The organism is Sphingopyxis sp. (assembly GCF_965279725.1).
Taxonomy (GTDB): domain Bacteria; phylum Pseudomonadota; class Alphaproteobacteria; order Sphingomonadales; family Sphingomonadaceae; genus Sphingopyxis.
This window is the reverse complement of sequence record NZ_CBDIIL010000001.1, coordinates 572,354-598,761: the sequence shown is the minus strand read 5'-3', so window position 1 is coordinate 598,761 and position 26,408 is coordinate 572,354. Positions and strand designations below refer to the sequence as shown.

Sequence of the window (26,408 nt, the reverse complement as noted above, 5' to 3'; positions counted from 1 at the left end):
CTATCATGAAATCCATCCGCAATCTCGCTGCTGCGTTGCTGCTCTCGGCGGCGCTGCCCTTCGCGGCTTTCGCCCACCCGCCGATTGCTGCCGACGCCGCCGCGGCCAGTTTCGAACAGGACCGTGCCGACATTCTCGCGATGGCGGGCAATTACCGCGTCAGTTTCAACATGCAGGAAACGACACGCTGGGATCCAAACTACGAAGTCCTCGAGCCCAAGCGCTCGGGCGGCAACGAGGTCGTGCGCGTGATCGAGGATACCGGCCGCAAGATCATATTGCAGCATATGCTCGTTATCACCGGCGAAGACGACAAGAGCATGATCATCAAACATTGGCGGCAGGATTGGGAATATGAACCCGCCAAGCTGCTCGTCTATTCGGATCGTAACAGCTGGACGTGGGAAGACGTCCCCGAAAAGATGCGCACCGGGCGCTGGTCGCAGACCGTGTATCAGGTCGACGACAGCCCGCGTTACGCTGGCTGGGGCCAGTATGAAACGCAGGGCGGCGTCCGCCGCTGGCGCTCGAACTGGACGTGGCGCCCGCTCGCGCGCCGCGACGCCGTGCGCAACCCGGTCTATGACCGTTACCTGTCGATCAACCGCCACCAGCCCTCGCCCGACGGCTGGGTTCACTGGCAGGACAATACCAAGATGGGGACGAAGGACGGCAAGCTCGTGCCGATCGTCCAGGAATATGTCCTCAACACCTATATCAAATACGACCAGTATGACGTGAAGGCGGCTGACGATTATTGGGCTGCCACCAAGGACTATTGGGCCGCTGTCCGCGCCGAGTGGGACCGCGTCGCCGCGACCAAGGGCGGTATCTCAATCGACGAAAAGGCCGACACCGGCACCGTCATCAGCGGCCGCCTGCTCGAAATCGCCGACGAGGTGCAGGACAAGAAACTGACCACCGCCAAGGCCATCGCGGAGGCGAAGAAACTGATCGAGGCGAATACCCGCAAGCTGTGACGATTTTCGGCGTGCAAAGAACGTCGCCGTAACTGCTTAAGCCCCTCCCCTTCAGGAGAGTGGCAGTGAGACTTGGTCCGGCGCAGCCGGGCCTTTAGTCGAGCGGGGTGGGGGCCCATCGGCCTTGCGCCACGCCGACAGCCCCCACCCCATCCCTTCCCCTGAAGGGGAGGGGCTTAAGCAGCACTATTTCTTGGCGCCCTCGACGCTCCACATCCCTGCGCCGCGCGTTGCGATGAACAGGAAGAGGAAGCAGTACAGCACGATCGTCTCGCCGCCGTTGGCGATGGGGAAGGGGCCGTTGCTGCCATGCGCGACCCAGTAACCGACCGCCGACATGCCGCTGGCGATGAATGCCGCTGGGCGGGTGAACAGGCCGATGACGATCAGGCCGCCCGCGATCAGCTCGATCGTGCCGGCGGCTTGCAGCATCGGGTTGAGCGGCATCGGAAACGCGACCGGGAAATTGAAGAATTTTTGGATACCATGCGCCATGAACAACAGGCCCGCGACGATGCGTAGCAGCGCATAGGCCTGTTGCCTAAAACCATCGAAAAACTTCATGATATGACACCCCCATCCCGGTTACCGAGAGAGGAAGGCTAACCGATTTTGCGGCTGGTACGAAATTTTTTCGCGTCCCATGTCACATCGCGCAAGCCTGTCTCGTCATGTTTGTACAACCCGCACAAAGGAGACATGACATGACCCAGGTAACCGATCCCTTCGCCGCCGCGCCGCAGCTGATGAAGCAGTGGATGGCCGTCTCGCTCGCCGCGGAAAAAAGCCTCGATCCCGGCTTGGTCGAACTGGTGAAAATCCGCTCTTCGCTGATCAACGCCTGCGCCAACTGCATCAACATGCACACGGCCGACGCGCGTTCGAAAGGCGAAACCGAACAGCGTATCCACCTCCTCGCCGCATGGCAGGAAGCGCCATGCTACACCGACCGCGAGCGTGCGGCGCTGGCGTGGACCGATGCCTTGACCCGCATCGCCCAGGGTCACACACAGAAGGCCGCAAAGAATGCGCTCGAAGCGCATTTTACGCCGGAGGAACAGGTGAATTTGACCCTGATGATCAACGTCATCAATGGCTGGAACCGCCTCGCGGTGGGCTTCGACCTCTGGTACGAGCAGCCGGCGGCCAAGGCGGCCTGATGATCCCACAGGGTTCCCATGAAGCGGCGGACGCGGCGGACAGTTTTGACCCGCTGCGTCCGCTGCTCACCCGCGTTGCCTACCGCATGCTCGGCTCGGTCGCCGATGCCGAGGATGCGGTGCAGGATGCCTTCGTTCGCTGGCTCGGTACCGATCGAGGCGCGGTGCGCGAGCCCGCGGCGTTTCTTCGCCGCACCGTGACCCGGCTCTGCCTCGACCAGATCAAGTCGGCGCGCCACCAGCGCGAAACCTATATTGGACCGTGGCTCCCCGAACCGCTGATTGACGAGGCGGAAGAGGATGATGTCACGCTACCGCTGATGCTGGCGCTCGAACGGCTTTCTCCCCTCGAACGCGCGGCCTTCCTGCTCCACGATGTCTTTGGTGTCGGCTTTGAAGAGGTGGCGGCAACGATCGACCGCGACGCCGCCGCGACCCGCCAGCTCGCTGCCCGCGCCCGCACCCACGTCCGCGACGCGCGCCCACGCTACAAGCTGGAAAAGGAGCAGGGGCTCCAGATCGCCAACGCATTCTTTGCCGCGTCGCGCAGCGGCGACATGGGAACGCTCGGTGCGCTGCTGGCTGCCGACGTCGGTATGTGGGCGGACGGTGGCGGCAAGCGTCCGGCGGTTGATCGGCCGGTGCTGGGATTCGATACGGTGATGAAGCTCCATCGCGGCCTGGCCGTGCTGTTCGGTAAATATGGCTCGACCCTTGTCCATACCGGGACGATCAATGGCCTGCCGGGCTTTGTCACCCGTGAAGCCGACGGCGAACTGCAAACCACCGCACTGGAGATTACTGGCGGCAAGATCGCCGCCATCTATGTCGTGCGGAACCCCGACAAGCTGCGACATATGCACTGACGGAATCGGGGCGACGGATAACCGCCACCCCGACCCGCGACCCATCCTATCCGCAGCAGGGCAATCCGCAACATGCGCCAAGGGCGCAGCAGGCGGCAGCAAAGGCTGTCGGAGAGGCGGCAAAGGCGGCACTGCTCATGGTCGCAGCACCAACGGCGAAAAGGCCAATAATCTTCTTCATTGTCATTCTCCTGTAAATTCGGGTTCCAGTTCAGACGCTTGTCGCTCGCGGTGGCGGCAAAGGAGGACGGATCATGCGCCCCTCACTAGCGCCAACGATGATCGAGAACGGGAGCGGCGCGTTCGCCGCCAGCGTCGTGGCGAAGCCGAGCGAGAAGGTAGTTATCGCGGCGGCGCACACGGCACGGCACGCCGGCCCGACCATCGGGCAGGCGGGGCGCTTCTCGTCGCAACAGCCGCTTGCTGCGCCGCTCGCTGCACAAATTGGAGCCGCGGCGGCCGATCCGGTCACGGCGATCGCGAACAGCAGCGCGGCGAGGATGGAGCGAAATAGCGGCACGAAGGGAGTACGGTCCCGCTTCCGCGAAGGTTACGGCGCAATCGACGTCGCGCGTCGAATCCGGTTGCTCTGCATCCGAAATTTCCGCTGTCCTATATTATTATGCCGCGATAGCGTGGCGCCGATGATGCATTGTCACCATACCCTCCCCACTGCGGCGCCAACGGCAATGACCATAAGTTTTCAGTGTGAAGTTGGGCAGTTTTCCGGGCTTTTTCATCGTGGAGTTGCATTGTGCTGATCGTCGAAACCCAGGAAGCCACACCATGGCCCGACGCGCTCGATTGGGAAACTCGCGCTGGCGAGGCGGTCGCTGCTGCGCTCGCGCTCACGCCTTACGCCAGCCTCGCTGACGCCGCGCCGCTGGTCGAGGTCGCGGTGCGCTTGACCGACGATGCGGAAGTGCACGCGCTCAATCGCGACTTCCGCGGCAAGGACAAGCCGACCAATGTGCTGTCATTTCCGCAGGTTCAGGATGATCTGCTCGCAGGCCTTGCCAACAGCGACGACGGCGAAATCCTGCTTGGCGACATCGTGCTGGCGCGCGAAACCTGCGCGCGAGAGGCGGGCGAGAAGGGGGTGTCGATCGTCGATCATGCCACCCACCTGATCGTCCACGGTATGCTGCATCTGGTCGGTTACGACCATATGGAGGACGCCAGCGCCGGTGCGATGGAAGCATTGGAAGTGAAAGCGCTTGCATCGCTGGGCATCGCCAATCCATATGCGGATCAGGATTAACTTAGGAAACGCTGAAAATATGCCCGATGATCAGGGGTCTTCGAACCGATCGGAAGAGGACAGTAGGTCCGGCCTGCTGGCCGGATTGAAGACATTGCTGTTCGGCGGCCACAATGAACCATCGCTGCGCGAGCAGATCGAAGAGGTCATCGACGAAGCCGAGGAAGAAGGGCAGGAGCGCCGCGGTAGCAGCATCGTCGGCGACCTGTCGCCGATCGAACGCAAGATGTTGCGCAACCTTCTCCACTTTGGCGAACAGACGGTCGACGATGTCGCGGTGCCTCGCGCCGACATCATCGCCATTCCCGAAAGCGCGAGTTTCGAAGAAATCGTCGCCCAATTTGCCGACGCGGGACACAGCCGTCTGCCCGTCTATCGCGAAAATCTGGACGAGGTGAGCGGCATGATCCACGTCAAGGACGTGTTCGCGGTGCTCGCCGAGGGGCGGCCGCCGCCGCCGCTGCTCGACCTCATTCGCCAGCCGCTTTATGTCCCGCAATCGATGGGCGTGCTCGACCTGCTCGCCGAAATGCGCGCCAAGCGCACCCACCTCGCGATCGTCATCGACGAATATTCCGGCACCGAAGGCCTGCTGACGATCGAAGATCTGGTCGAGGAAATCGTCGGCGAGATCGAGGACGAGCACGACGACGAACCGGTCCTGCTCTTCTCACGCGGCGTCGACGGCTGCTGGGATGCCGAGGCGCGCGCCGAACTCGACGATGTCGGCGAAGCGATCGACCCGCGGCTGGCCGAAGTCGACGAGGACGTCGATACGCTGGGTGGCCTTGCCGCAGTGCTCGCGGGGCATGTCCCCGAGGTTGGCGAGATTTTGCTCCACCCCAGCGGTTGGCGCATCGAGGTGATCGAGGCCGACGAACGCCGGGTCCATCGCCTGCGCCTGCACCCGCCGGTCGTCGTCGATCTGGAGGCATCGTCGGAGCGGGGCGAAGAGTTCTGACGCAATTGCCTTTGGCCGTCCAAGGGACTAGCTGAGGCGAGATGGACGTTTCCGACCTGCGCATCGCCCTCTTCAGCGGCAATTACAACATGACCGTTGACGGCGCCAACAAAGCGCTGAACCGCCTGGTCGGGTATCTGTTGGCCCATGGCGCCGCGGTGCGGGTCTATTCGCCGACTGTCGTCAACCCCGATTTCGAACCGACCGGCGATCTCGTCAGCGTGCCGTCCTTCGCGATTCCTGGTCGCAGCGAATATCGCATCCCGGTGAGCTTTTCGTCGCGCGTGCGGCAGGACATCAGCGAATTTGCGCCGAACGTCCTCCATATATCCAGCCCCGATCGCGTATCGCGGCAGGCGGCGGCTTGGGCGCGTCGGCGGCGGCTGCCGGTCGCATGTTCGGTCCACACGCGCTTCGAAACCTATTTTCGCTATTACAACCTCTCCTTCATCGAACCGCTGATGGTGGCGTGGTTGCGAAAGCTGTACCGCAAATGCGACGCGCTGATTGCGCCTTCGGAAAGCTTCGCACAGGTGCTGCGCGAACAAAGGATGAATTACGACATCGGTATCTGGACCCGCGGCGTCGAGCAGGGGGTTTTCAATCCCGGCCGCCGCGACTTGGACTGGCGTCGTTCGCTTGATATCGCCGACGATGTCCCGGTGATCGCTTTTCTCGGCCGACTGGTGATGGAAAAAGGGCTCGACGTTTTTGCCGACGCCATCGACGTCCTCGCGCGCCGCGGCGTGCCGCACAAGGTCGTCGTGATCGGCGAGGGACCGGCCGGCGAGTGGTTCGAATCCCGCCTGCCGAACGCCAATTTCATCGGGTTTCAGGGCGGCGAAGATCTGGCGCACGCGTTGGCGTCGTGCGACATTTTCTTTAACCCGTCGGTCACCGAAACCTTTGGCAACGTCACGCTCGAGGCGATGGCGTGCGGCCTGCCGGTTGTGGCCGCGCGCGCAACCGGCAGCGCCAGCATCGTCAAGCACGGGCGGACGGGGTATCTCGTCGCGCCCGGTTCGATCACCAGCTTCGCCGATCATCTCCAGCGCTATTGCCGCGATATTCCATTGCGTACCGACCATGGGTTGGCGGCGGTGGTGGAAAGCGGTTCTTATCAATGGGACGCGATCAACCAGTCGGTTGCCGACACCTATCTGCGCTTGATCCGCCAGAAACAGCGGCGTGGGGGCTAGGTTCGCGATGGCCGGTGATTTGTTCGGCGGCGACGCACCCACACAGCGCGACGGCGGTGTAGCCGGTGCGGCGCCCCTCGCCGAACGGCTCCGTCCGCGTGACTTGGCCGATGTCGTCGGGCAGGAGCATCTGACCGGTCCCGAAGGCACGATCGGGCGCATGGTTGCGGCCGGGCAATTATCCTCGATCATTCTGTGGGGACCGCCGGGTACGGGCAAGACGACGATCGCGCGCCTCCTCGCCGAGGCAGTGGGCATGCGCTTTGCGCCGCTGTCGGCGGTCTTTTCGGGGGTTGCCGACCTGCGACAGGTTTTTGCCGATGCCGAAAAAATGGCAGCGGCGGGAAAACGCACCCTGCTGTTCGTCGATGAGATTCACCGGTTCAATCGCGCGCAGCAGGACGGCTTTCTGCCCTATGTCGAACGCGGCACCGTGGTGCTGGTCGGCGCGACGACCGAAAATCCGAGCTTCGCGCTGAACGCCGCGCTGCTTTCGCGGGCGCAGGTGCTGGTGCTGGACCGGCTCGGCGCCGACGCGCTCACCATGCTGGTCACCCGGGCCGAGGCCGAGGTCGGGCGCCGTCTGCCCGTCACCGACGATGCCAAAGCGGCGTTGGTCGTGAGTGCCGATGGCGACGGGCGCTTCCTGCTCAACCAGGTCGAAACGCTGTTCGCCGCTGCGATTCCCAGCCCGCTCGATCCGGCCGAGCTTGCCCAGTTCCTGCACCGCCGGATGCCGGTCTATGACAAGGATCGGGACGGGCATTACAATCTGATTTCGGCGCTGCACAAGGCATTGCGCGGGTCTGATCCGCAGGCCTCGCTCTATTATCTCGCGCGGATGCTGGTGGCGGGCGAGGAGCCACTTTACGTGCTGCGGCGACTGGTGCGCTTCGCAAGCGAAGATATCGGCCTCGCCGATCCCCAAGCGCTGGTGCAATGCTTGGCGGCCAAGGATGCCTATCAGTTTCTCGGCTCGCCAGAGGGGGAGTTGGCGATCGTGCAGGCGTGCCTCTATCTCGCCACGGCGCCGAAATCGAACGCCGCCTATGCCGCCCAGAAAGCCGCCTTCGCTTCGGCGCGCGACACCGGATCGCTGGCGCCGCCCGCGAACATCCTCAACGCCCCGACCAAGTTGATGAAAGACCTGGGTTATGGCGCGGGCTACGCCTATGACCATGACGCGCCGGATGGGTTTTCAGGCGCTGATTATTGGCCCGAGGAAATGGGCGCGCAAATATATTACCAGCCAACCGATCGCGGCTTTGAAAAACGCATCGCCGAACGGATCGCCTGGTGGGACGAACAACGCCGGACCCGGAGCGCGGAATGACGCCGAAATTCGACGGCTGGGACGATGTGGTTACCTTTGCCTGCGCGCTCCCCGATGTCGAACTGCTGCCTTTCTATGGCACGCCTTGTCCCAAGCTCAACGGCAAGTCGCTGGCGTCACCCGGGCGTGAACCAGGCAGCTTTGCCGCCATGTGTTCGCCCGACGAAAAGGAGATCCTGCTTGAAACCGATCCCGACACCTTCTGGCAAACTCCCCATTACGAAGGATGGCATGCGCTGCTTGTCCGTTTCGGGTCCGACGATCCCGAACGCGTCGCCAACGTCATCCGCCGCGCCTGGTGGGCGCGCGCAAAAAAGGCGCAGCGCCAGTCCTTTGGTGAGCGGCCCTGAGATGCTGCGCCGGCTGATTTTCGGCATAGCGTTCACGCTCGGTGTCGTGCCCGCACAGGCACAGACATCGGCACCGGCACCGGCACCGGCACCGGTGGCGCAGATGAACGCGGAGATTAATCGCGCCTGGGCCGCGGGGTATCGCGCGGGTTTCACCTGTTCGGCGCTGTGGAACGGTAGCGGCAAGTCGCCCGCCGCTATCGAGCGTGACGAACTGACCGGCATCTACTCCGAGATCGAGGCCGAAGTCCGCGCATTGAAGGCCGAGGTTGACGACAAGGCAAAGCGGGTGAGCGTGTCCTATCGCGCCGATATGCCACCGCGCATTGCCGAGTGGGACAGCCGGTCCGGCTGCGTCACCCTGCCGATCGGGGCGGGTACGCCGGTCGCCGGGCGGGCGTTGGAGCGCAGCTTCGATCTCGATGCCAAGCCGTGGCCGCTCGGCGACAAAGATGCGCGCTGGCCGATTCCCAGGGCGTTGACGGCATTTGATAGGGCGACGACGAATATGGAGGTTTTCGGCGGCCGCACCAGCTCGGTGCTGATCGTCAAGAGCGGCAAGATTTCGGTTGAGCGCTATTGGCTTGGGCATGCGCCCCACACAGCGCAGCGGACCTTTTCAATCGCTAAGTCGATGGCTGCGACCTTGATAGGTCATGCGGTGCATCGCGGCCAGATCGATGTGGCGAAGCCCGCGATGATTGCCGAATGGCAGACCCCGGGCGACCCGCGCGCCGTCATCACCACCGAACAATTGATGCGGATGGCGAGCGGACTGACCAGCGACAGTGCGGGAAACCGCACCGACGCCATCTATATGGGCGGCGCGTCGGTACGCCAGTGGACGGTGCAATGGCCGCTGCTGAACCCGCCGAACGGGCGCTATCGCTATGCCAACAACGACACGCTGCTCGCGGTGCTGTCGCTCAAAGCAGCGCAGGCGAAGGCCGGCGCGCCGCTGAACCCGGGCGCATTCTTCGACCGCCTCGGCATGACGCGCACCTATGTCGAGCATGACAAGGATGGCGACTTCATTCTGTCGAGCCAGGTGTCGACGACCGCGCGCGATCTGGCGCGCCTGGGGCTGCTCTATCAAAACGACGGCCTGTGGGACGGCAAGCGCCTGCTGCCCCAGGATTGGCGGACCTTCGTCACCACGCCCAGCGGACCGCAGCCTGCTGGGCCGTTCGGCTATGGGGCAGGCTTCTGGTTGCTGAACAAGTCCGACGGCATCCCCGCCGACGCCTTTGGCGCCTTCGGCAACCGCGGCCAATATCTCGTCGTCATCCCCTCGCGCGATCTGGTAATCGTGCGCCAGGGGTATGACGACGACAAGAACCGTCTCGACATCGCCGCCTTCGTCAAAGCGGTCGTCGCCGCCGACCCGCCGCGTTGACCCTATTCGAAGGAAGGGTAACGCTCGAACGCGGGCAGGTCGTTCAGCTTTTCCATCCAGCCGATGCGTTCGGCGGTCTGAATCTGCACTCGCGCAGGGATGAGGTCGGGGTCGTCGAGCGTTGCGACCTGGACGTCGATCTGGCCCGGAAAAATCGCTTCGTTGGTATAGAAGAGCCCGGTGCCGCATTCGCCGCAGAAATGGCGGCGGCCATGTTCCGACGAAGCATAAATCTTGGCGGTGCCGTCGATGTCAATCTCATCCGACCCAACCAGTCCCCAACCGACCATCGGCGCGCCCGCATGGCGGCGACAATCCTTGCAATGGCACAGCGCGTGATGCTGAACCGCGGTGCTCATCGAATAACGGATCGCACCGCAATGACATTGGCCTTTGGCACGGGGGGCTTGTTCAGTCATTTCGTTCTCTCCTTAGGGAATCGACGTGAGAACATAACATAAACATTGTCGAAATCGCAACGCCTGTTTGCGTACATGGGTAAGGGCCAGCCCCTCGATTTACGCGATCTTAATCGCGCGAAGATAGTTAACGGCGCTCCATGACCTCGATGTCCTCCTTCCAATTGCGCTTCATCCCCAGCGGGTTGTCGAAGCGTTGGGACACTGCCGCCGCGGAAGAGGAACTGGTGTCTTCGATCGTCACAGCATCGCTGTGCGCGTTGCTGTTCGCGTTCGTCGGCCTGCTTTGGTTCGTTGCCAACGTCCATGTGACCCCGAGTCTCTGGCGTCTGCCCATCATTTTTGCGGCGGCTGTGCTCACGTTCCATTATTGCACGGTCAGGTTTCGACCGGACATTGCTACTGCGCTGGGTTTTGTCCTCGCGCTGCAGCTCGGCAGCTTCCTCGGCGCGGCGAACGGCTATCTTGTCTATTCGGCGGGAGCGCGCTTTCCGCTCATTGATGCGCAGCTTCATGCCATCGATCAGGCAATGGGTTTCGACTGGCTGACGATGCTGCACTGGTTTGGCCGTCATCCCATCTTGGCGAAGCTGACGCAGGTGACCTATGATCTCGCCCCGCTGCAAATCGCCGTCGCGCTTCCGTTTTTGGTCCTTGTCGGCCAGAATGACCGTTTGATGAAGCTGGTGTCGGCCCAATTGATCGCCCTTGTCATCGTCCATATCGTTGCGATTTTCGCGCCGGCGATTGGGGCTTATGGCTATCTGGGCCTGACGGCGTCCGATCATCCCGGAATGATATTGACGTCTGAAGGCCATACGGCGATCCAGGTGATGCAACTCCGGACGGGTGCGCTCTTCGATCTGAGCAGCGCGCCGATGATGGGATTGCTGACCTTTCCCAGCTTTCACACGGTGCTGGCAATCCAGTCCGCCTGGAGTTTTTGGCAGCTTCGAATTTTTCGCTGGCCGGCCGTGATTTTCAATTTGTCCGTCTGGGTCGGGACGCTTCTCCATGGGAGTCACCATTTGATCGACACTATAGCGGGCGCTGCGGTTGCCATCTGTTCGATCTATGCCGCATGCAAACTGACTGCCGCGGCCCAGCGACAATTGTATGGAAGGCGGCCGGTCGCCTAGTCGCCCAAGTCCACCTGATGCTCCGCGGCCCAAGCCTGATACTGCCCGCGCGGATTGGACGAGGGCTGGGCGAGAATAGCAGGCATATCGGCGCGCAGCGCGCCCAGATCGAGCGAGCGGATCATCGCCTTGACCGGGCCGACGCCGGCGGGGGTGATCGACAGACGTTCGATGCCGACGCCCAGCAAGGCCATGGCCTCCAGCGGCCGTCCGCCCATTTCGCCGCAGACGCCGAGTGCCACTTTGGATCCCGATACCGTGCGGACGACGCGGGCCAGATAGCGCATAACGATCGGCGACAGCCAGTCATAGCGTTCAGCGAGGCGCGGGTGGGCGCGGTCGGCCGCGAACAGGAACTGGGTGAGGTCGTTGGTACCGACCGACAGGAAATCCAGATGCGGCAGCATCAGGTCGAGCGTTTCGAGTAGCCCCGGCACCTCGAGCATCGCGCCATAGCGGATCGCGACCGGCAGCTTTTTATTATGCTTCGCCAGCCACGCCCTCTGGCCGACGAACAAATCGCGCGCGGCTTCATATTCCCAGGGTTCGGACACCATCGGGAACATGACGTTCAGTGTCCGTCCGGCGGCCGCCTCCATCAGCGCCCGCGCCTGTACCTTCAGCAACCCCTCGCGTTCGAGCGCAAGGCGGAGCGCCCGCCATCCCATCGCGGGATTTTCTTCCTGCGCGGTGTCGCCGACGTTCATATACGGCAGCGCTTTGTCGCCGCCGATATCGACGGTGCGGAAGATCACCGGCCGGTCGCCGGCGGCATCAAGCACGTCGCGATAAAGGCGCTGCTGCCGGTCGCGCGACGGCAGCGTCGCCGACACCAGAAACTGGAATTCGGTCCGGAACAGCCCGATACCGCGCGCGCCGGTGAGGTCGAGCGCAGCGACATCTTCGCGCAGCCCGGCGTTGATCATCAGTTCGATCGCGACGCCATCTTTGGTGACTGCGGGCAAGTCGCGCAGCGAGGCCAGATTGGCGCGGCGCTTCTGTGAAATGACCAGTTTGGCGTCAAAGGCATCCTGCACCGCTTGCGTCGGGCGGACGTGCAGCGCCCCGGCCGCCGCATCGAGCAACAGCAAATCGCCTTCGCGGATCGAGCTGCGCACATCGCTGACGCGGCCGATCACCGGCACCCCCATCGCGCGCGCAACGATGATGACGTGGGCGGTCAGCGACCCTTCCTCGAGCACAACGCCCTTCAGACGGCGGCGATCATATTCCAGCAGTTCGGCGGGGCCGAGGTTGCGCGCGATCAGGATCGAATCTTGGCGCAGGCCCATCTGCGCCGCGGTGCCCATCTGCCCCGACACGATGCGGATCAGCCGGTTCGACAGATCCTCCAGGTCGTGCATGCGGTCGCGCAGCAGCGCATCGTCGATCTGGCGCATCCGCATCCGGGTGCGCTGCTGGACCCGCTCGATCGCCGCCTCGGCGGTCAGGCCGCTGTCGATCGCCTCGTTGATACGCCGCGACCAGCCTTCGTCATACGCGAACATCTTGTACGTCTGGATGACTTCATCATGTTCGCCGCCGACTCCGAAATCGGCTTGGCTGGCCATACGGTCGATTTGTTCTCGCATCTTGTCGAACGCGGCATAAACACGGTGTCGCTCGGCCTCGGTATCTTCGGCGACGGTATGTTCGATGGTGATGCGGGGTTGGTGGAACACCGCGACCCCGGCGCCCATGCCGTCGACCAGTTTCTGCCCGTTCAGACGCTGCGCCGACTGGTCGGCCGCGGCGGCATCGGTGCGTGCGGCGGTGTCGACGAGGTCGGCGTTGGTGATCAGTTCGGACAACACCATCGCGACGGTCTGCAACGTCTCGATTTCGATGTCGGCGTACCGGCGCGGGTCGGCGTGCTGGACGCAGAGGACGCCGACGGCGCGTTCGCGGCGAATGATTGGCACCCCGGCAAAGCTGTGGAACAATTCCTCGCCGGTTTCGGGGCGATAGGAAAAGTCGGGATGCGAGGCGGCTTCGTCGAGGTTCAGCGTTTCGATCTGATCGGCGATCGTGCCGACCAGTCCTTCGCCCAGCCCCAGGCGCGTGACATGCACCGCTTCCTGTTTCAGGCCGCGCGTCGCGTAAAGTTCGAGCGCACCGTCGCGCAGCAGATAGATCGAACAGACCTCGCTATCCAGGCATTCGCCGATGATGCCGACGACCTGATTGAGCTTGCCCTGCGCGTTCGCGCGCGATGCCATGACCTCGTGCAACCGGGTCAATATGGTCCGCGCCGATTGGGCGGCAGAAGAAGGCGGAGGCGGGGCGTTGGTCATTCGCCCCCTGCTAACAGATGGACGCGCCGAGCGCCATTACCTCGCGCGCTATCGCAGCCAATCTATTCTTGGGTTGCGTTAGGTCGGCGTCAGTTGGCACCGACCGGTGCGGTCGGTCCTTGCGCTGCACCGGGCGGCGTGACGGTTCCGGTTGTCGGACCAACGGGCGAGAACGGCGCCGGAGTACTCATAATGGCCGGGGGCGGCGCATATTTGGCGTCCCACGCAACGACGTCGTACTGATATCGGGCGTAAGCTTCGTAAAAATCGTGAAAGGGCTGGTCGAGCCGCGCGAGGTGCGCGGGCGCCTGTTCGATGACCTGCGCAGTGGGCGTCGACGAGACCAGTTGCGCGATTTCATTGGCACGGGCGCAGAAGGCGCGCTGGGCGGGCGGCTGAGCGAAATAATTGAACAGCTGCGTCGACAGGCGGTCGCGCGCGGCGGTGCCGTTGGTTTTGGTATCCTTGCCCAGCTGGGTGATTACATTCTTCTCGGTCGAGCGGATGACTTTGCCGTGCGCCTTGATAATATTGTTATAGGCCGACACCAGCGTCGTTTCTTCGAGGCCGCGGCAACCGATTGCGGCGACGTTCAACCCGATCTTGAGCTGCCAGAAGGCGCGGTCGCCGGTGATGTTGCTGTTGGCGGTAACGAACCGGCCGTCGATGCCGCGACCGGGCAGGATCTGCGTGACGGCAGCATTGCCCGGCGGCAGCGGGCGCGGCGGCACCACGATCACAACCGGCGGCGGCGGCGGGGGCGGGGGCGGCGGGGGCGGCGCTTTGGTGCAAGCGGCAACGCTCGCCAACAGTCCGGCCACGATGATCTTCCGCGACAAATTCATGATTCACTCCCCAACCGCTTCACCATGCGGCGTTAACCCCGAGCGTGCAACGCGGCTTCGGCCTGTTGCACCAGAGACGCGACGATTGCTGTCACGCTCTCTTCTTCGGATACCATACCGACAGATTGCCCTGCCATTAACGAACCATTTTCGACGTCGCCGTCGATCACTGCGCGGCGCAGCGCGCCGGCCCAATAATGCTCGATTTCCAGCTGAGCTTCCATCATGTCGATCGCGCCGCCGTCGAGCTTGTTGGCGACCTCGCGCTGTTTCGCGGTAAAGGCTTCGGTCCCCGCGTTCTTGAGCGCGCGGACGGGAATGACGGGCAGGCGCGGGTCGATCTGGACGCTTGCCACCGCTTCGCGCGCCGATGCGCGCAGGAAGGCCTTCTTAAAATTCGGATGCGCGATGCTCTCTGTGGCACAGACGAAACGCGTGCCGAGCTGGACGCCCGATGCACCCATTTCCAGATAAGCCGCGATCGCCTCGCCGCGGCCGATGCCGCCGGCGACAAATACCGGAACCTCGTCCGCCAGCGTCGGTAGGATTTCCTGGGCCAGCACGCTGGTGGATACCGGACCGATATGACCGCCGGCCTCCATCCCTTCGATCACCAGCGCATCGACGCCCGAACGGATCAGCTTCTTGCCCATGGCAAGTGTCGGCGCAAAGCAGATGACCTTCGCGCCCGATGCCTTGATCGCTTCAAGGCTGCCCTTGGGCGGGAGCCCGCCCGCGAGCACGACATGGCCGACATCATGCTTTGCACAAACGTCGATCAATTCGAACAATTGCGGATGCATCGTGATCAGGTTGACGCCAAAATTGCGCTTTGCCAGCGCTTTGGTCGCGGCGATTTCGGCATCCAGCAGCTCGGGCGTCATTGCGCCGCACGCGATGACGCCGAACCCCCCAGCGTTGCTGATCGCGCTGACCAGATTGCGTTCGGAAACCCAGCTCATCGCGCCGCACAGGATGGCATAGTCGCTGCCGAGCAACGCGGTCCCGCGCGCCATCAATTCTTTCATTTTGCTCATCGAAGCTGCCTTTGCCAGCACTGGGACTCGCGCGCAATCCCTTGTGGTCTCGGGGTCAGCAGCCCGTCGCAAGCTGGAATCCATTTGGCGCGACAACCGAACCTTTCGGCGCAGAAAGCAAATCAATCATTGTCAACTAAATCACTTGGCATATGCTTATGCAGCGAATCCACCAGGGAAAGGAATTACCATGAGCACTGTCGAGGAGGCCGCCAAAGACGGTTCCGAACAGCTGCCCCGCGCCATTCAGACGGTGCTGGAGGCGCTCGACAAGCTGAAGTTCGGGGCGATCCAGCTGACCGTCCACGAAGGACGGCTGGTGCAGGTCGATGTGACCGAACGGCACCGCTACCCCAACTGATTTCAACCGCTCCCAAGAGGGACTCTCCCCTCAACCTGCCGCAGACCGGACCACCGGATGTGGCAATTTTCTTTGCAACAGGAAATTGTCATGACCGCAAAATACCCGTCCGTTCGCCGCCGCCGCGTGCAGGCATCATCGCTAACCCTTTCGCTCCTTCTCGCACTCGGCGCGACGCCTGCTACGGCAGCGGACCTATCTGCAGCCACGGCGGACGAGGGCGTCGCCGCTGCCGCGACCGCCGCAGCCGCTTCGGCGGCCACCGCGGCGCAGGTCGATGACGACGTCAGCCGCGGCGACATCATCATCGTCACCGCGCGCCGCCGTCAGGAAACCGCGCAAGAAGTGCCGGTCGCGATCTCGGTCATTCGCGGGGATTCGATCGAGGCGACGGGCAACTTCAACGTCGTAAAGCTGCAGCAGATCGCTCCGACGCTTCAGGTTTATACCACCAACCCGCGCAACACCTCGGTCAACATCCGCGGTCTCGGGGTGCCTTACGGCCTGACCAGCGACGGCTTTGAGCAGGGCGTCGGCATCTATGTCGACGACGTCTATAATTCGCGCGTCGCCGCCGCGACCTTCGACTTCCTTGACGTCGACCAGGTCGAGGTTCTGCGCGGGCCGCAGGGCACGCTGTACGGCAAAAACACCACTGCGGGCGCGATCAGCATCACGACCAACCAGCCGACCTTCGATTTCGAAGGCCGGGCCGAGCTCAGCGTCGGCAACCTCAATTTCCGGCAGGCCAAGGCTGCAATCTCCGGCCCGTTGACCGAAACCATCGCCGCTCGCCTCGCCATCGCCGCGACCAGCCGGCGCGGCACGCTGTTCAATGTTACGAGCGACCGCTGGATCAACGAACAGGATAATCTGGGTCTTCGCGGCCAGTTGTTGTTCAAACCCAGTGAGGATCTCAGCATCACGCTGTCGGGTGACTATAGCAAGCAGGATCCGGAGGGCTATGGCACAGCCTTTGTCCGCGTGGGCAGGACGCAGCGCGCGCTCAATCGCCAATATGATGCGCTGATCGCGGCGCTCAACACCGCCAATCCCGGGCGAAACTTCACGGTGCCCAGCCGCGACGTCTATGACCGCCTGACCGACATCGACGCCAGCCTGAACGCGGGCAACAAGATCGGCGGCGTGTCGGCAAAGGTGAAGTGGGACGTCGGTCCCGGCACCTTCACCTCGATCACCGCTTGGCGCTTCTGGGACTGGAAGCCTGAGAACGACCGCGACTTCACCGGCGCATCAATCGTTTCGAAATCGCAGAACCCGTCGCAGCAGGACCAGTATAGCCAGGAATTTCGCTACAATTATTCGGGCGACAAGCTCGACTTCGTCGTCGGCCTGTTCGGCTTCAAACAGCGGATCGACACCCAAGGCACTGAACAGCAAGGTCCGAACGCGAGCCTGTGGAGCCTCACCGCGGCGCAGGGCGCAAACAACCCGGCCACGCTCAACGGGTTGACCGCAAGCAACACGCAGTTCCTCAAAAGCACCAGCGCGGCGCTCTATGGTCAGCTCAGCTACAAATTGACGCCCGAGCTGACCATTCAGCCGGGTATCCGCGTCAATTACGACAAGAAGGCCGGCTTCTACGAACGCGTGGTGACCAACGGCGCCGGCCAGGTCATCAGCTGCGCGCCGCCGCTGGCCGCGAACAGTGCGCTGGCGGCGCAATGCGGTGTCTATCAGCCGCAGAGCACGTCGCCGTCGGTCAGCGACTGGAATTTCAGCTACGACCTCAATGTGAACTATAAGGTCACCCCGGACATTCTGGCCTACGCGACCTATGCAAAGAGCTTTAAGACGGTCGGCATCAACCAGAACGGCCTGCCGCTCAACAGCGCCACCAACCTGCCCGATCTGTCCGCGAGCACGGTGAAACCCGAAGCGGTGAACCATTTCGAAGTCGGTCTCAAAACGTCATTCTGGAACCGCCGGGCGACGTTTAACCTCGCTGCCTTCCGCACCGAGATCAAGGATTTCCAGGCGACGGTGAACGGCGGTCAGTTCGGCACGGTCCGCGGCTACCTCGCCAATGCAGAGAAGGTCGTCTCGCAAGGCGTCGAAGCAGACTTCAAGATCCGCACCAGCGATCGCTTCACGGCCTATGCCAACGGCGCTTATACCGATGCCAAGTATAAGAAGTTCACCAACGCGCCGTGCCCACCGGAGCTGTCAGGCGGCACGCTTCAGCCAATCGGCGCCGTACCTGACTATTCTCAGCCGGGCGTACCCGGCGCGCTCAGCCCGCGGCAGTGTGATATTTCCGGCCAGGATCTCCCCGGCGTGTCGAAATGGGCCTTCTCCTATGGTGCCGAGGCCAATGCTCCGGTGACGCTGTTGGCGAAGGATGGCCAGGTCTATCTGGGCATCGACGGCAATTATCGCTCGCACTGGAATTCGAACGCATCGCCGTCGATCTACACCGACGTCAAAGGCTATGCCCTGACCAACGTCCGCGCCGGTTTCCGTGCCGAGGGTTTCGACGTCTTTGGCTGGGTCCGTAACGCCTTCGACGTAAAGTATATCGAGACGCTGCAGGTCGCGCCGGGCAATGTCGGTCTGATCGCGGGTCAACCCGGCGATCCGCGCACCTGGGGCGGGACGGTGAAATTCAACTTCTGATCCTTTCGCTTTTGTCCAAAAAAGGGGGCCGCGCCAGCTGGAGCGGCCCCCTTTCTCGTGTAACGGGCCGTTTCGCCGGGGCGTGGCGGCGGTGCGACCAATGTCATTTGATTGCGGCAACCTGCGCCGCTGTAATCGGTTCGTTCAATGACTGAATTCAGCTTATTCGGTTATGTCGATGAAGGGGGGCGGCCTATCCTTCCCATCTCAAGGTGAAAGGATGATCAATCGACTCGCGACCGGCCCCTATCGACGTGCTAGCGGTGACCCTCTGGTCGCCCGCGCGTCATGCGCCCGTCATCCTGCCGCGCCACCCCGATCCAACGATAACCCCAAAAGGAGAGACTGTATGAACGACCAGACCCCCATCGGAAGCGGTTGCCCCGTCCATCAGCCCGGCGGCGTGCGTTCGCTACTTGGCCGCACCAACAAGGATTGGTGGCCCGACATGCTGGCGACCGAAGTCCTCACGCCGAACGGCCCGTCGAACCCGATGGGCGACGATTTCGACTATTCGAAAGCGTTCGCGCTGCTCGACTATAACGCGCTCAAGGCCGACCTGACCGCGCTGATGACCGACAGCCAGCCGTGGTGGCCGGCCGATTATGGCCATTATGGTCCGTTCTTCATCCGCATGGCGTGGCACGCCGCGGGCACCTATCGTACCGCCGACGGCCGCGGCGGCGCCAACAGCGGGCAACAGCGTTTCGCCCCGCTCGACAGCTGGCCCGACAATGGCAATCTCGACAAGGCGCGCCGCCTGTTGTGGCCGATCAAGCAGAAATACGGCAACAAGATCAGCTGGGCCGATCTGTTCATCCTGACCGGCAATGTCGCGATTGAAAGCATGGGCGGCCCGGTGTTCGGCTTCGGCGGCGGCCGCGCCGATGTGTTCGAGCCCGAGCGCGATATTTATTGGGGCAGCGAAGACAAGTGGGTGAACGAGGGCGTTCAGACCCGCATCGATCCGGACAACGGATTTGAGGCGATCGAAGGGCCATTGGCCGCGATCCAGATGGGCCTGATCTACGTCAATCCCGAAGGCCCGGGCGGCAATCCCGATCCCTTGCTGTCGGCGCGCGACATGAAGGAAACCTTTGAGCGCATGGCAATGAATCATGAGGAAACCGTCGCGCTGACCGCGGGCGGGCACACCTTTGGCAAGGCGCATGGCAATGGCGACGCCTCGCTGCTCGGTAACGCGCCGTCGGGCGGCGATCTGGCGGCGCAGGGCTTCGGCTGGGTGAGCAGCCACGACAGCGGCGGTATCGGCGAGCATAGTGTGACGAGCGGGATCGAAGGGTCGTGGGTGAACACCCCGACCGAGTGGTCGGAAAATTATTTCCGCCTGCTGCTCGATTATGATTATGAGCTCGTCCATTCGCCCGCCGGCGCGCAGCAGTGGCAGCCGATCAACCAGAAGCCGGAGGATATGGCCCCGGCGGCGTGGGATCCGAACGTCAAGGTTCCGACGATGATGACGACCGCCGACATGGCGCTCAAGATGGACCCGGAATTCCGCGCGGTCAGCGAGAAATTCCGGACCGATCACGAAGCGTTCAAGGACGCCTTCGCGCGCGCCTGGTTCAAGCTGTGCCACCGCGACATGGGTCCCAAGGTCCGCTATCTCGGCCCCGAAGTTCCGGCCGAAGACCTGATTTGGCAGGATCCGGTTCCCGCCGGCGCGAAGCCTTCCGACGCCGATGTTGCCGCCGTCAAGGCAGCGATTGCCGGTAGCGGACTGACCGTCAGCGAACTGGTCAAGGCGGCCTGGGCGTCGGCAAGCACCTATCGCAAGTCGGACCATCGCGGCGGTGCCAATGGCGCGCGCCTTCGTCTGGCGCCGCAAAAGGACTGGGACGTCAACGAACCGGCGGCGCTGGCCAAGGTGCTGAGCACGCTCGACGGCCTGCGCGGCAATCTGTCGATCGCTGATGCCATAGTGCTCGGCGGCGTGGTCGGGCTTGAAAAGGCGATCAAGGATGCGGGCTTCAACGTCGCGGTGCCGTTTACCGGCGGGCGCGGCGATGCGACCGCCGAACAGACCGACGCCGAAAGCTTCGACGTGATGGAGCCCGAGGCCGACGCGTTCCGCAACTATGTCGGCAAAAAGAAGCTGGCGATCAAGACCGAGGAAATGATGCTCGACCGCGCATCGCTGCTCGGCCTGTCGGTGCCCGAAATGACGGTGCTGGTCGGGGGCTTGCGCGTCCTCGGTGCCAATCATGGCGAACGCGGGCACGGCCATTTCACCAAGCGGTCGGGCCAGCTGACCAACGACTTCTTCGTCAACCTGCTCGACATGACCAATGTCTGGAAGGCCGTCGATGGGTCGGACGATCAGGAATATGTCGCCACCGATCGCAAGGGCGGCGGCGAAACCTGGCGCGCGACGCGTGCCGACCTGGTGTTCGGGTCCAATTCAGAACTGCGCGCCGTGGCCGAAGTCTATGCTGAAACGGGCCATGAAGAGAAGTTCGTCAAGGACTTCGTCAAGGCGTGGACGAAGGTGATGAACGCCGACCGGTTCGACCTCGCCTGATCTTTTGGCGTCGCTGTCCCCGCATCATGCCGCGGGGGCGGCGTCGGCCATAAAGACGACGGGTCGCAAGGCGTCCCCGCGATACCGGCATGCGGGCGGGCAGCGGTGCTCTTTTCGTCAGCCCTGCTCAGGCCTCTATATTGCCAACCCGTTGCAATTCCGACTTGAGGCGTTGCGCATCAAATGCGTGTTGCTCGAATTCGCCGCCGCGCTCTACCCAAAACAGAAAAAGATGCGCCGACCATCGGTTGGGATTGGGTTGCGTCCGCCCGTGGCGCAGATCGATTCCGCGATACAGGACGGCGTCGCCCGGCTGCATCTCGATCGCGGAATAGGGTTCGTCGCCGAAATCCTCTACGCACGGCCCCTCACCGCTGACGCGCGTCGAGCCGACTTGAAGCGGCCATGGCAAATCATCGCTATAAGCAAGTGTAAGCGACACACTGTGTTCGCACGACGGGCGATCTGAATGGACGCGGCAAATATCATTCTGTTGATAGATGCGAAAATAGTCGTAGCTGGGCAAAAGATCAGCCCCTGTGATCTGACTGATGATCGGCGTCAGGCCCCACAGGAACGTCGTTAGCGGCCGATAGAAATGACCGGAGATATCGACAGTCTGTTGCGTCGAGAGCGGTTGCGACTTGGCAAACGTCTCGAACGATTTTCCTGCCGCCGCAAGGTCGATCTGCAACTGTTTGAAGAGGTTCGAAGCGACTTCGGGAGGGATCAAACCCCTGATCGTCGTAAAACCGTCTTCGGGATAGTCGCCTTCGATTCGCATCGCGGTCGCTTACCTCGTTTTGGCCCATTCCTGAAGCCTGACTTTCACAATTCGCGACGTCGCGCCTCCCTTTGTGTCTTCAATTCGGTCGTTTCCAGTCGATCTGTTCCTCCGCTAGAAAGCTAATGTGCGTCGACCGGCGCCGGGCCACCGGTTGGCGGGGGCTTGCAAAATGGCACCATCACCAGCGCGGCGAGGAAGATGTAGGACATCAGGCGGAAGACGTCGTCGAACGCCAGCGTCAGTGCTTCGCGACCGATGACGCGTGCCAGCGTCCCGCCCGCCATCTGCGCTGCGAGTGCGGGATCGCTGACATAATGGCCGATATGCAGCGCGAGTCCTGCGGCGGCTTCGTTCGCGGCCTCGCTCGACCGGCCTAGTGCCTCCGACAGGCGGAGGATGTGCAGCCGCAGCCCGTCGCCGAGCCAGGTGTTGACGAGCGCGATACCGATCGCGCCACCAAGGTTGCGCATCAGGTTGAACAGCCCCGAGGCATAGCGCAGCTCCGGCCCCTCGAAATTGCCGAGCGCCAGGCCGACCGAGGGCACGATGCACAGCATGATGGCGAAACTGCGCACGACCTGCGGCCAGAACAGCGCGGCGAAACCCCATTCGGGGGTCATGAAGCTGAACATCCAGAGCCCGACCGCGAACAGGCCGAGCCCGAAGGTGATGATGATGCGCGGGTCGACGCGCTGGGACAGCCCGGCGGCGATCGGCACGCCAAGCAGCTGCGCGATGCCGGCGATAAAAACCGTGGTGCCGATTTCGGACGCGTTATAGCCCTGCACGCGGCCGAGGAAGATCGGGATCAGGTAAGTGCTGGAATAAAGGCCGAAGCCGATCACGAGGTTAAAGACACAGGCGAAGGCGAAGGTCGGCTTGCGGAACGGCGTGAGCTTGACGATTGGACCGTCGGAGCGGAACGAGCGTTCCAGGAACAGGCCAAAGGCGACGAACGACAGCCACGCCGCGATTGCGATCGACGGTTCGCTGAACCATTCATGCTTTGGCCCTTCCTCGAGCACATATTCCAGGCCCGCCAGAAAGACCGCCATCGAGCCGAGATGCACCCAGTCGATGCGGCGAAGCATTTTAAGGTTCGCGGTATCGACGCGCACCAGCGCGATGATCGCCAGCGTTACCGCAGCGCCGGGCAAGACGTTGATGAAGAACACCCAGCGCCACCCCATCGCGTCGGTGATCCAGCCGCCGACCGTCGGGCCCAAAGTGGGCGCGAGCACCGACACCATGCCGAGGATCGCGGGGATCATCGCGCGCTGCTTACCTTCGAACAGCATATAGCCGGTCGCGAACACCGTCGGGATCATCGCGCCGCCGACAAAGCCCTGCACGGCGCGAAACAGGATCATCGATTCGATGTTCCATGCGAGCCCGCACAGCATGGATGCAATGGTGAACAGCCCCGCCGATGCAGCGAACAGCCAGCGCGTCGACACCGCCTGCGCTAGAAAGGCGGCGAAGGGGATCATCACCAGTTCGGCCATCAGATAGGCGGTCTGGACCCAGCTGATCTCGTCGGGTCCGGCGCTGAGGCCTGCCTGCACTTCGTTGAGCGACGCGGCGACGATCTGGATGTCGATCAGCGCCATGAACTGGCCGAACGCCATCACCGCAAAGATCAGATATTTGCGCGCGTTGCTGAGGCTCGCGGGGTCGAACTGCGCGGCGGCTCCGGCGGGCGTCTGGTCGGGGGAGAGGGGAATCGATGCCATGCGACTTGTGTCCTGCGATCTTTATATTATATGTATCATATAAAAGGAGACGACAAGTGCGCTATTCAAGTGAGCACAAGGCGGAAACCCGCGAACGGGTTTTGAAAGAGGCGGCGAAGGAGATCCGCGCTAAGGGACCCGACAATGTCGCGGTGTCGGGTATCATGGCGCGCGTCGGGCTGACGCATGGCGGATTCTACGCCCATTTCGCGTCGAAGGATGCGCTGGTGAAGGAGGCGATCGGGACGATGTTTGCCGATGCCCGGAAACGCACCGAACGGATCGACGCGAACGGCGATCCGCGCGCGGTGCTGCGCGCCTATGTCGATTTCTATCTGTCGCCCGCGCATCGCGACAGCCGCGACCGGGGTTGCCCGCTGCCGACGCTGTCGGGCGATTTCGCGCGGTCGCAGCCCGCGACGCGGACACGGTTTGGTGAAGGCGTCGTCGGGATCGCGAGCCGCCTTGCAGCGCCGCTCCAGGCGCTCGGCCATGCCGATGCCGAAGCGGAATCGCGGGTGTTGGTGGCGCAGCTGGTCGGCGCGGTCGCGCTGGCGCGGGCGGTCGGCGACTCCGAGCTGTCCGATGCCATGCTGGCGGATACGCACGCGAGCATCGTCGTACGCTATGGTTTGGAGACCGTGCAATGACGCTAGAGAGGGTTCGGGGGCTGATCGATGCCGGGGGACGCCCGCCGATCGGCGACACGCTGGGGTTCCAGCTTGTCGATGCAGGCGACGGCTGGGCGGCGTTCGAGGGGGTGCCGGGGCGCGAGCATTATAATCCGCAGGGGACCGTTCATGGTGGTTATGCGGCAACGCTCCTTGATTCGGCTTGTGGCATCGCGGTCGTCACCAAGCTCGATGACAAGCAATCGATGACGACGCTCGAACTCAAGACGAGCTACCTCAAGGCGATGAACGAGACGACGGGCAAAGTGCGCGCCGAGGGTCGGGTGATCTCGATCGGCCGCCGCGTCGCTTATACCGAGGCGAAACTGAGCGACGAAACGGGACGGCTGTTGGCGACCGCGACCTCGACGCTGCTGGTGATCACGCCATGAATGCACAGGTTGCCGTCGAGGCGGAAGTGCCCGTTCGCAAAGGCTTCACGGTGCCGCGCAAGGCATGGCAGATCGGGCTGATCGCGCTGCTGATCGCGATTGTCGGCATCTGGTGGCTGCTGTCGCCACGCACGGTGGAATCGACTGACAACGCGTATCTACAGGCTGATGCGAGCGAGGTGGCACCGCGCGTTGGCGGGCTGGTCACAGCGGTGCTGGTGCGCGACAATCAGGTGGTAAAGGCGGGCGAGCCGCTGGTCCGCATCGATGTCCAGGATTATGATGCGCGGGTGCAGGCAGCCGAAGCCGCGGTCGCCGACGCCGATGCCCAGGTTGCGACCGCGCGCGCGACGCTGGCCTCGCTGGGCGCCGAACAACGGCTGGCCGCGGCGCATGTCCGCTCGATCAACACCCAGATCGCCGCCGCCGACGCCGAATTCACTCGTGCCGCCGCCGACCGCCGCCGCTATAACGCGCTGGTCGTCGATGGCTTCGTGACGCGGCGCGATGCCGAACAGGTGGACTCTGCTGCGGTGGGCGCGGCATCGGCGGCGCAACGTTCGCGCGCCGATCTGGGCGCGAGTATCGAGGAAGCCGCAGTGACGCGGGCGCGCGGTCCGATCCTGCAAGCTCAGGTAAAGGCGGCGGAGGCGACGGCGGCAAAAGCGCGCGCCGCGCTCGCGCTCGCCAAACTCGACCGCGGGCATACGCTGGTGCGCGCGCCGATCGATGGCGTGGTGGGCAACCGCCGTATCCAGGTCGGCGATTATGTCCAGCCGGGATCGCGATTGCTCGCCGTGGTGCCGGTGCGATCGATCTATGTCGTCGCCAACTTCAAGGAAACCCAGACGCGCGAGATGCGTCCCGGACAAAAGGCCGAGATCGACGTCGACGCGCTGGGCGGCGATCCGCTGACCGGTACTGTTGAAAGCCTGGCGCCGGGATCGGCGAGCAAATTCACTTTGCTGCCGTTCGAGCCCGGATCGGGCAATTTCACCAAGATTGTCCAGCGGGTCGGTGTGCGCATCCGGCTCGATCCGGGGCAGGCGGCGCTGACGCAGTTGCGGCCCGGCCTGTCGGTGACCGCGAAGGTGCGGCTGCGCTAGGGTGCGTTCAAGAAGTCGACGACCATCGTCACCGTCGCGTCGGGCTGTTCTTCCATCAGCCAATGTCCGGCATCGGGGACTACGCCTTCGCGCACGTTTGTCGCCGCGTAGCGCATGACGAGAGCCATCGTCGGGCCAAAGGATTTGGCGCCGCCGATGCCCAGCACCGGCATCGTCAGCTTCTGCCCCTTGGCGAGCCAGGCGCGATTGTCGATGGCGTCCTGGTCGAACGCTGCGAATTGCGCGAAGCCCGAATGCATGCCGCCGGGCAGCGCATAGAGCTTGGCATAATGGTCGCGGGACGCTTCGTCGAAGCGCTTCGGATCGGCTGAAAATTCGTTCCAGAAGCGATCAAGGTAGATGCGCTCGCGCCCGGCGACGAGCCGTTCCATGTCGGGGCCGCCAAAGCGGAAATGCCAGAGCAGCGGGTTTTTCAGAATCTCGTCCCAAGGCCCTACGCCGGGCACCGGCGCGTCGAGCAGGGCGAAGCGGGTGACGCGTTCGGGCTGCTGCGTCGCGAGCGCGAAGCCGACCATATTGCCGATGTCATGAGTGACCAGTGCGAACTTGTCGATCTTGAGGCCGTCAAGCACAGCGGCGATGTCGTGTCCCTGCGTCGTCTTGTCATAACCGCCCTCGGGATGCGCCGACAGCCCCATGCCGCGCAGGTCGGGAACGATGACGGTGTGATCCTTCATCAGCGCAGCAGCGAGCGGAGCCCACATATCGCCGGTCTCGCCAAAGCCGTGGAGCAGGACGACCGCAGGCCCTTTGCCGCCGACGCGGACGTGCAGCGTCGTGCCGTTCGCCGCGACTTCCCGGGTTTTGAAGCTGGCGGGATAGGGCGGCACCTGCGCCGCCGCGGGGAGGCTGGTCAGTGCGAGCGCCAACGCTGCCCCTAATCCAATGCGATATGTCATTGCGCTTGCCCCTCGATCG

At 63.2% G+C, this 26,408-nt stretch carries 25 protein-coding genes; 16 read left to right on the top strand and 9 right to left on the bottom strand.

The window, feature by feature from the left end; translation table 11 throughout:
* Positions 1 to 5: 5 nt before the first annotated feature.
* The gene (locus ACQY6T_RS02815) at positions 6 to 980 is read left to right on the top strand and encodes a DUF6607 family protein (protein WP_428628182.1); all 975 of its coding nucleotides are present in this window, start codon (positions 6 to 8) and stop codon (positions 978 to 980) included.
* A gap of 186 nt (positions 981 to 1,166) precedes the next feature.
* Here ACQY6T_RS02815 and ACQY6T_RS02810 read toward each other — a convergent pair whose 3' ends face one another.
* Positions 1,167 to 1,544: a DoxX family protein gene (locus ACQY6T_RS02810; RefSeq protein WP_428628180.1), complete on the bottom strand. Its 378-nt coding sequence runs from the start codon at positions 1,542 to 1,544 to the stop codon at positions 1,167 to 1,169.
* Positions 1,545 to 1,684: 140 nt separating this feature from the next.
* Between ACQY6T_RS02810 and ACQY6T_RS02805 the strand changes: the two genes are divergently transcribed.
* Together ACQY6T_RS02805 and ACQY6T_RS02800 are read left to right on the top strand one after the other, a co-directional pair.
* On the top strand, positions 1,685 to 2,140 hold the full coding sequence (locus tag ACQY6T_RS02805; protein WP_428628177.1) for a carboxymuconolactone decarboxylase family protein: 456 nt from the start codon (positions 1,685 to 1,687) through the stop codon (positions 2,138 to 2,140).
* Positions 2,140 to 3,006 carry a sigma-70 family RNA polymerase sigma factor gene (locus ACQY6T_RS02800; protein WP_428628175.1) on the top strand — a complete coding sequence of 289 codons (867 nt, stop codon included), beginning with the start codon at positions 2,140 to 2,142 and terminating at the stop codon, positions 3,004 to 3,006. Before ACQY6T_RS02805 ends, ACQY6T_RS02800 begins: the two co-directional genes overlap by 1 nt.
* 211 nt (positions 3,007 to 3,217) lie before the next feature.
* Here the strand turns inward: ACQY6T_RS02800 and ACQY6T_RS02795 are convergent, their stop codons facing one another.
* The gene (locus tag ACQY6T_RS02795) at positions 3,218 to 3,526 is read right to left on the bottom strand and encodes a hypothetical protein (RefSeq protein ID WP_428628173.1); all 309 of its coding nucleotides are present in this window, start codon (positions 3,524 to 3,526) and stop codon (positions 3,218 to 3,220) included.
* A 234-nt stretch (positions 3,527 to 3,760) separates the two neighbouring features.
* On the opposite strand from ACQY6T_RS02795, the gene ybeY reads away from it, so the two are divergent.
* From ybeY to ACQY6T_RS02765, 6 genes are read left to right on the top strand one after another with little or no spacing between them, the layout of a single operon-like run.
* Entirely contained in the window at positions 3,761 to 4,267 is a 507-nt protein-coding gene (ybeY, locus tag ACQY6T_RS02790) for an rRNA maturation RNase YbeY (RefSeq protein ID WP_428628171.1), read from the top strand.
* 19 nt (positions 4,268 to 4,286) lie between these two features.
* On the top strand, positions 4,287 to 5,228 hold the full coding sequence (locus ACQY6T_RS02785; protein ID WP_428628169.1) for a hemolysin family protein: 942 nt from the start codon (positions 4,287 to 4,289) through the stop codon (positions 5,226 to 5,228).
* Positions 5,229 to 5,269: 41 nt separating this feature from the next.
* On the top strand, positions 5,270 to 6,427 hold the full coding sequence (locus ACQY6T_RS02780) for a glycosyltransferase family 4 protein (RefSeq protein ID WP_428628166.1): 1,158 nt from the start codon (positions 5,270 to 5,272) through the stop codon (positions 6,425 to 6,427).
* Positions 6,428 to 6,434: 7 nt separating this feature from the next.
* Positions 6,435 to 7,760, top strand: a complete 1,326-nt coding sequence (locus ACQY6T_RS02775; protein WP_428628163.1) for a replication-associated recombination protein A — start codon at positions 6,435 to 6,437, stop codon at positions 7,758 to 7,760.
* The gene (locus tag ACQY6T_RS02770; RefSeq protein WP_428628160.1) at positions 7,757 to 8,110 is read left to right on the top strand and encodes an MmcQ/YjbR family DNA-binding protein; all 354 of its coding nucleotides are present in this window, start codon (positions 7,757 to 7,759) and stop codon (positions 8,108 to 8,110) included. Before ACQY6T_RS02775 ends, ACQY6T_RS02770 begins: the two co-directional genes overlap by 4 nt.
* A 1-nt stretch (position 8,111) precedes the next feature.
* Complete coding sequence (locus tag ACQY6T_RS02765) at positions 8,112 to 9,506, top strand: serine hydrolase domain-containing protein (RefSeq protein ID WP_428628159.1); 1,395 nt, start codon at positions 8,112 to 8,114, stop codon at positions 9,504 to 9,506.
* 2 nt (positions 9,507 to 9,508) lie between these two features.
* On the opposite strand, the gene ACQY6T_RS02760 is transcribed toward ACQY6T_RS02765, so the two are convergent.
* The gene (locus ACQY6T_RS02760; RefSeq protein WP_428628156.1) at positions 9,509 to 9,925 is read right to left on the bottom strand and encodes a GFA family protein; all 417 of its coding nucleotides are present in this window, start codon (positions 9,923 to 9,925) and stop codon (positions 9,509 to 9,511) included.
* Between the two features lie 140 nt (positions 9,926 to 10,065).
* Here ACQY6T_RS02760 and ACQY6T_RS02755 point away from each other — a divergent pair, with 140 nt between their 5' ends.
* Entirely contained in the window at positions 10,066 to 11,064 is a 999-nt protein-coding gene (locus ACQY6T_RS02755) for a phosphatase PAP2 family protein (RefSeq protein WP_428628153.1), read from the top strand.
* Here ACQY6T_RS02755 and ptsP read toward each other — a convergent pair.
* The 3 genes from ptsP to ACQY6T_RS02740 all read right to left on the bottom strand — a co-directional run bounded on the left by ptsP (position 11,061) and on the right by ACQY6T_RS02740 (position 15,240).
* Positions 11,061 to 13,358, bottom strand: coding sequence for a phosphoenolpyruvate--protein phosphotransferase (gene ptsP / locus ACQY6T_RS02750; protein ID WP_428628151.1), 2,298 nt, complete (start codon positions 13,356 to 13,358; stop codon positions 11,061 to 11,063). The two genes, ACQY6T_RS02755 and ptsP, sit on opposite strands and share 4 nt — an antisense overlap.
* Before the next feature lie 89 nt (positions 13,359 to 13,447).
* Positions 13,448 to 14,203, bottom strand: a complete 756-nt coding sequence (locus ACQY6T_RS02745) for a hypothetical protein (protein ID WP_428628149.1) — start codon at positions 14,201 to 14,203, stop codon at positions 13,448 to 13,450.
* 32 nt (positions 14,204 to 14,235) lie between these two features.
* Entirely contained in the window at positions 14,236 to 15,240 is a 1,005-nt protein-coding gene (locus tag ACQY6T_RS02740; protein WP_428628147.1) for an NAD(P)H-dependent flavin oxidoreductase, read from the bottom strand.
* 190 nt (positions 15,241 to 15,430) lie between these two features.
* Between ACQY6T_RS02740 and ACQY6T_RS02735 the strand changes: the two genes are divergently transcribed.
* The 3 genes from ACQY6T_RS02735 to katG all read left to right on the top strand — a co-directional run bounded on the left by ACQY6T_RS02735 (position 15,431) and on the right by katG (position 20,780).
* A complete protein-coding gene (locus ACQY6T_RS02735; RefSeq protein WP_428628144.1) occupies positions 15,431 to 15,601 on the top strand; it encodes a YezD family protein in 171 nt (56 codons plus the stop codon).
* 90 nt (positions 15,602 to 15,691) lie between these two features.
* Entirely contained in the window at positions 15,692 to 18,238 is a 2,547-nt protein-coding gene (locus ACQY6T_RS02730; RefSeq protein WP_428628142.1) for a TonB-dependent receptor, read from the top strand.
* Positions 18,239 to 18,587: 349 nt separating this feature from the next.
* On the top strand, positions 18,588 to 20,780 hold the full coding sequence (gene katG, locus ACQY6T_RS02725; RefSeq protein WP_428628139.1) for a catalase/peroxidase HPI: 2,193 nt from the start codon (positions 18,588 to 18,590) through the stop codon (positions 20,778 to 20,780).
* 127 nt (positions 20,781 to 20,907) lie between these two features.
* Here katG and ACQY6T_RS02720 read toward each other — a convergent pair whose 3' ends face one another.
* Together ACQY6T_RS02720 and ACQY6T_RS02715 are read right to left on the bottom strand one after the other, a co-directional pair.
* Positions 20,908 to 21,564 carry a hypothetical protein gene (locus ACQY6T_RS02720; protein WP_428628137.1) on the bottom strand — a complete coding sequence of 219 codons (657 nt, stop codon included), beginning with the start codon at positions 21,562 to 21,564 and terminating at the stop codon, positions 20,908 to 20,910.
* 122 nt (positions 21,565 to 21,686) lie between these two features.
* Positions 21,687 to 23,300 carry a DHA2 family efflux MFS transporter permease subunit gene (locus ACQY6T_RS02715; RefSeq protein ID WP_428628133.1) on the bottom strand — a complete coding sequence of 538 codons (1,614 nt, stop codon included), beginning with the start codon at positions 23,298 to 23,300 and terminating at the stop codon, positions 21,687 to 21,689.
* A gap of 56 nt (positions 23,301 to 23,356) precedes the next feature.
* On the opposite strand from ACQY6T_RS02715, the gene ACQY6T_RS02710 reads away from it, so the two are divergent.
* Genes ACQY6T_RS02710 through ACQY6T_RS02700 form a run of 3 tightly spaced genes read left to right on the top strand, consistent with a single transcriptional unit; the run spans position 23,357 to position 25,469 of the window.
* Positions 23,357 to 23,950, top strand: coding sequence for a TetR/AcrR family transcriptional regulator (locus ACQY6T_RS02710; protein WP_428628131.1), 594 nt, complete (start codon positions 23,357 to 23,359; stop codon positions 23,948 to 23,950).
* The gene (locus tag ACQY6T_RS02705; RefSeq protein ID WP_428628129.1) at positions 23,947 to 24,363 is read left to right on the top strand and encodes a PaaI family thioesterase; all 417 of its coding nucleotides are present in this window, start codon (positions 23,947 to 23,949) and stop codon (positions 24,361 to 24,363) included. The genes ACQY6T_RS02710 and ACQY6T_RS02705 overlap by 4 nt, the downstream gene beginning before the upstream one ends.
* Entirely contained in the window at positions 24,360 to 25,469 is a 1,110-nt protein-coding gene (locus ACQY6T_RS02700; RefSeq protein ID WP_428628127.1) for an HlyD family secretion protein, read from the top strand. The genes ACQY6T_RS02705 and ACQY6T_RS02700 overlap by 4 nt, the downstream gene beginning before the upstream one ends.
* Here the strand turns inward: ACQY6T_RS02700 and ACQY6T_RS02695 are convergent.
* Entirely contained in the window at positions 25,466 to 26,389 is a 924-nt protein-coding gene (locus ACQY6T_RS02695; RefSeq protein ID WP_428628124.1) for an alpha/beta fold hydrolase, read from the bottom strand. The genes ACQY6T_RS02700 and ACQY6T_RS02695 overlap by 4 nt on opposite strands.
* Positions 26,390 to 26,408 lie beyond the last annotated feature (19 nt).

What these genes read in the sequence shown, in the direction of transcription:
- ACQY6T_RS02815 (WP_428628182.1), top strand. Translation starts at nt 6, where the DNA reads ATGAAATCCATCCGCAATCTCGCTGCTGCGTTGCTGCTCTCGGCGGCG.
- ACQY6T_RS02810 (WP_428628180.1), bottom strand. Translation starts at nt 1,544, where the DNA reads ATGAAGTTTTTCGATGGTTTTAGGCAACAGGCCTATGCGCTGCTACGC.
- ACQY6T_RS02805 (WP_428628177.1), top strand. Translation starts at nt 1,685, where the DNA reads ATGACCCAGGTAACCGATCCCTTCGCCGCCGCGCCGCAGCTGATGAAG.
- ACQY6T_RS02800 (WP_428628175.1), top strand. Translation starts at nt 2,140, where the DNA reads ATGATCCCACAGGGTTCCCATGAAGCGGCGGACGCGGCGGACAGTTTT.
- ACQY6T_RS02785 (WP_428628169.1), top strand. Translation starts at nt 4,287, where the DNA reads ATGCCCGATGATCAGGGGTCTTCGAACCGATCGGAAGAGGACAGTAGG.
- ACQY6T_RS02780 (WP_428628166.1), top strand. Translation starts at nt 5,270, where the DNA reads ATGGACGTTTCCGACCTGCGCATCGCCCTCTTCAGCGGCAATTACAAC.
- ACQY6T_RS02775 (WP_428628163.1), top strand. Translation starts at nt 6,435, where the DNA reads ATGGCCGGTGATTTGTTCGGCGGCGACGCACCCACACAGCGCGACGGC.
- ACQY6T_RS02770 (WP_428628160.1), top strand. Translation starts at nt 7,757, where the DNA reads ATGACGCCGAAATTCGACGGCTGGGACGATGTGGTTACCTTTGCCTGC.
- ACQY6T_RS02765 (WP_428628159.1), top strand. Translation starts at nt 8,112, where the DNA reads ATGCTGCGCCGGCTGATTTTCGGCATAGCGTTCACGCTCGGTGTCGTG.
- ACQY6T_RS02760 (WP_428628156.1), bottom strand. Translation starts at nt 9,925, where the DNA reads ATGACTGAACAAGCCCCCCGTGCCAAAGGCCAATGTCATTGCGGTGCG.
- ACQY6T_RS02755 (WP_428628153.1), top strand. Translation starts at nt 10,066, where the DNA reads ATGACCTCGATGTCCTCCTTCCAATTGCGCTTCATCCCCAGCGGGTTG.
- ptsP (WP_428628151.1), bottom strand. Translation starts at nt 13,358, where the DNA reads ATGACCAACGCCCCGCCTCCGCCTTCTTCTGCCGCCCAATCGGCGCGG.
- ACQY6T_RS02745 (WP_428628149.1), bottom strand. Translation starts at nt 14,203, where the DNA reads ATGAATTTGTCGCGGAAGATCATCGTGGCCGGACTGTTGGCGAGCGTT.
- ACQY6T_RS02740 (WP_428628147.1), bottom strand. Translation starts at nt 15,240, where the DNA reads ATGAGCAAAATGAAAGAATTGATGGCGCGCGGGACCGCGTTGCTCGGC.
- ACQY6T_RS02735 (WP_428628144.1), top strand. Translation starts at nt 15,431, where the DNA reads ATGAGCACTGTCGAGGAGGCCGCCAAAGACGGTTCCGAACAGCTGCCC.
- ACQY6T_RS02730 (WP_428628142.1), top strand. Translation starts at nt 15,692, where the DNA reads ATGACCGCAAAATACCCGTCCGTTCGCCGCCGCCGCGTGCAGGCATCA.
- katG (WP_428628139.1), top strand. Translation starts at nt 18,588, where the DNA reads ATGAACGACCAGACCCCCATCGGAAGCGGTTGCCCCGTCCATCAGCCC.
- ACQY6T_RS02720 (WP_428628137.1), bottom strand. Translation starts at nt 21,564, where the DNA reads ATGCGAATCGAAGGCGACTATCCCGAAGACGGTTTTACGACGATCAGG.
- ACQY6T_RS02715 (WP_428628133.1), bottom strand. Translation starts at nt 23,300, where the DNA reads ATGGCATCGATTCCCCTCTCCCCCGACCAGACGCCCGCCGGAGCCGCC.
- ACQY6T_RS02705 (WP_428628129.1), top strand. Translation starts at nt 23,947, where the DNA reads ATGACGCTAGAGAGGGTTCGGGGGCTGATCGATGCCGGGGGACGCCCG.
- ACQY6T_RS02700 (WP_428628127.1), top strand. Translation starts at nt 24,360, where the DNA reads ATGAATGCACAGGTTGCCGTCGAGGCGGAAGTGCCCGTTCGCAAAGGC.
- ACQY6T_RS02695 (WP_428628124.1), bottom strand. Translation starts at nt 26,389, where the DNA reads ATGACATATCGCATTGGATTAGGGGCAGCGTTGGCGCTCGCACTGACC.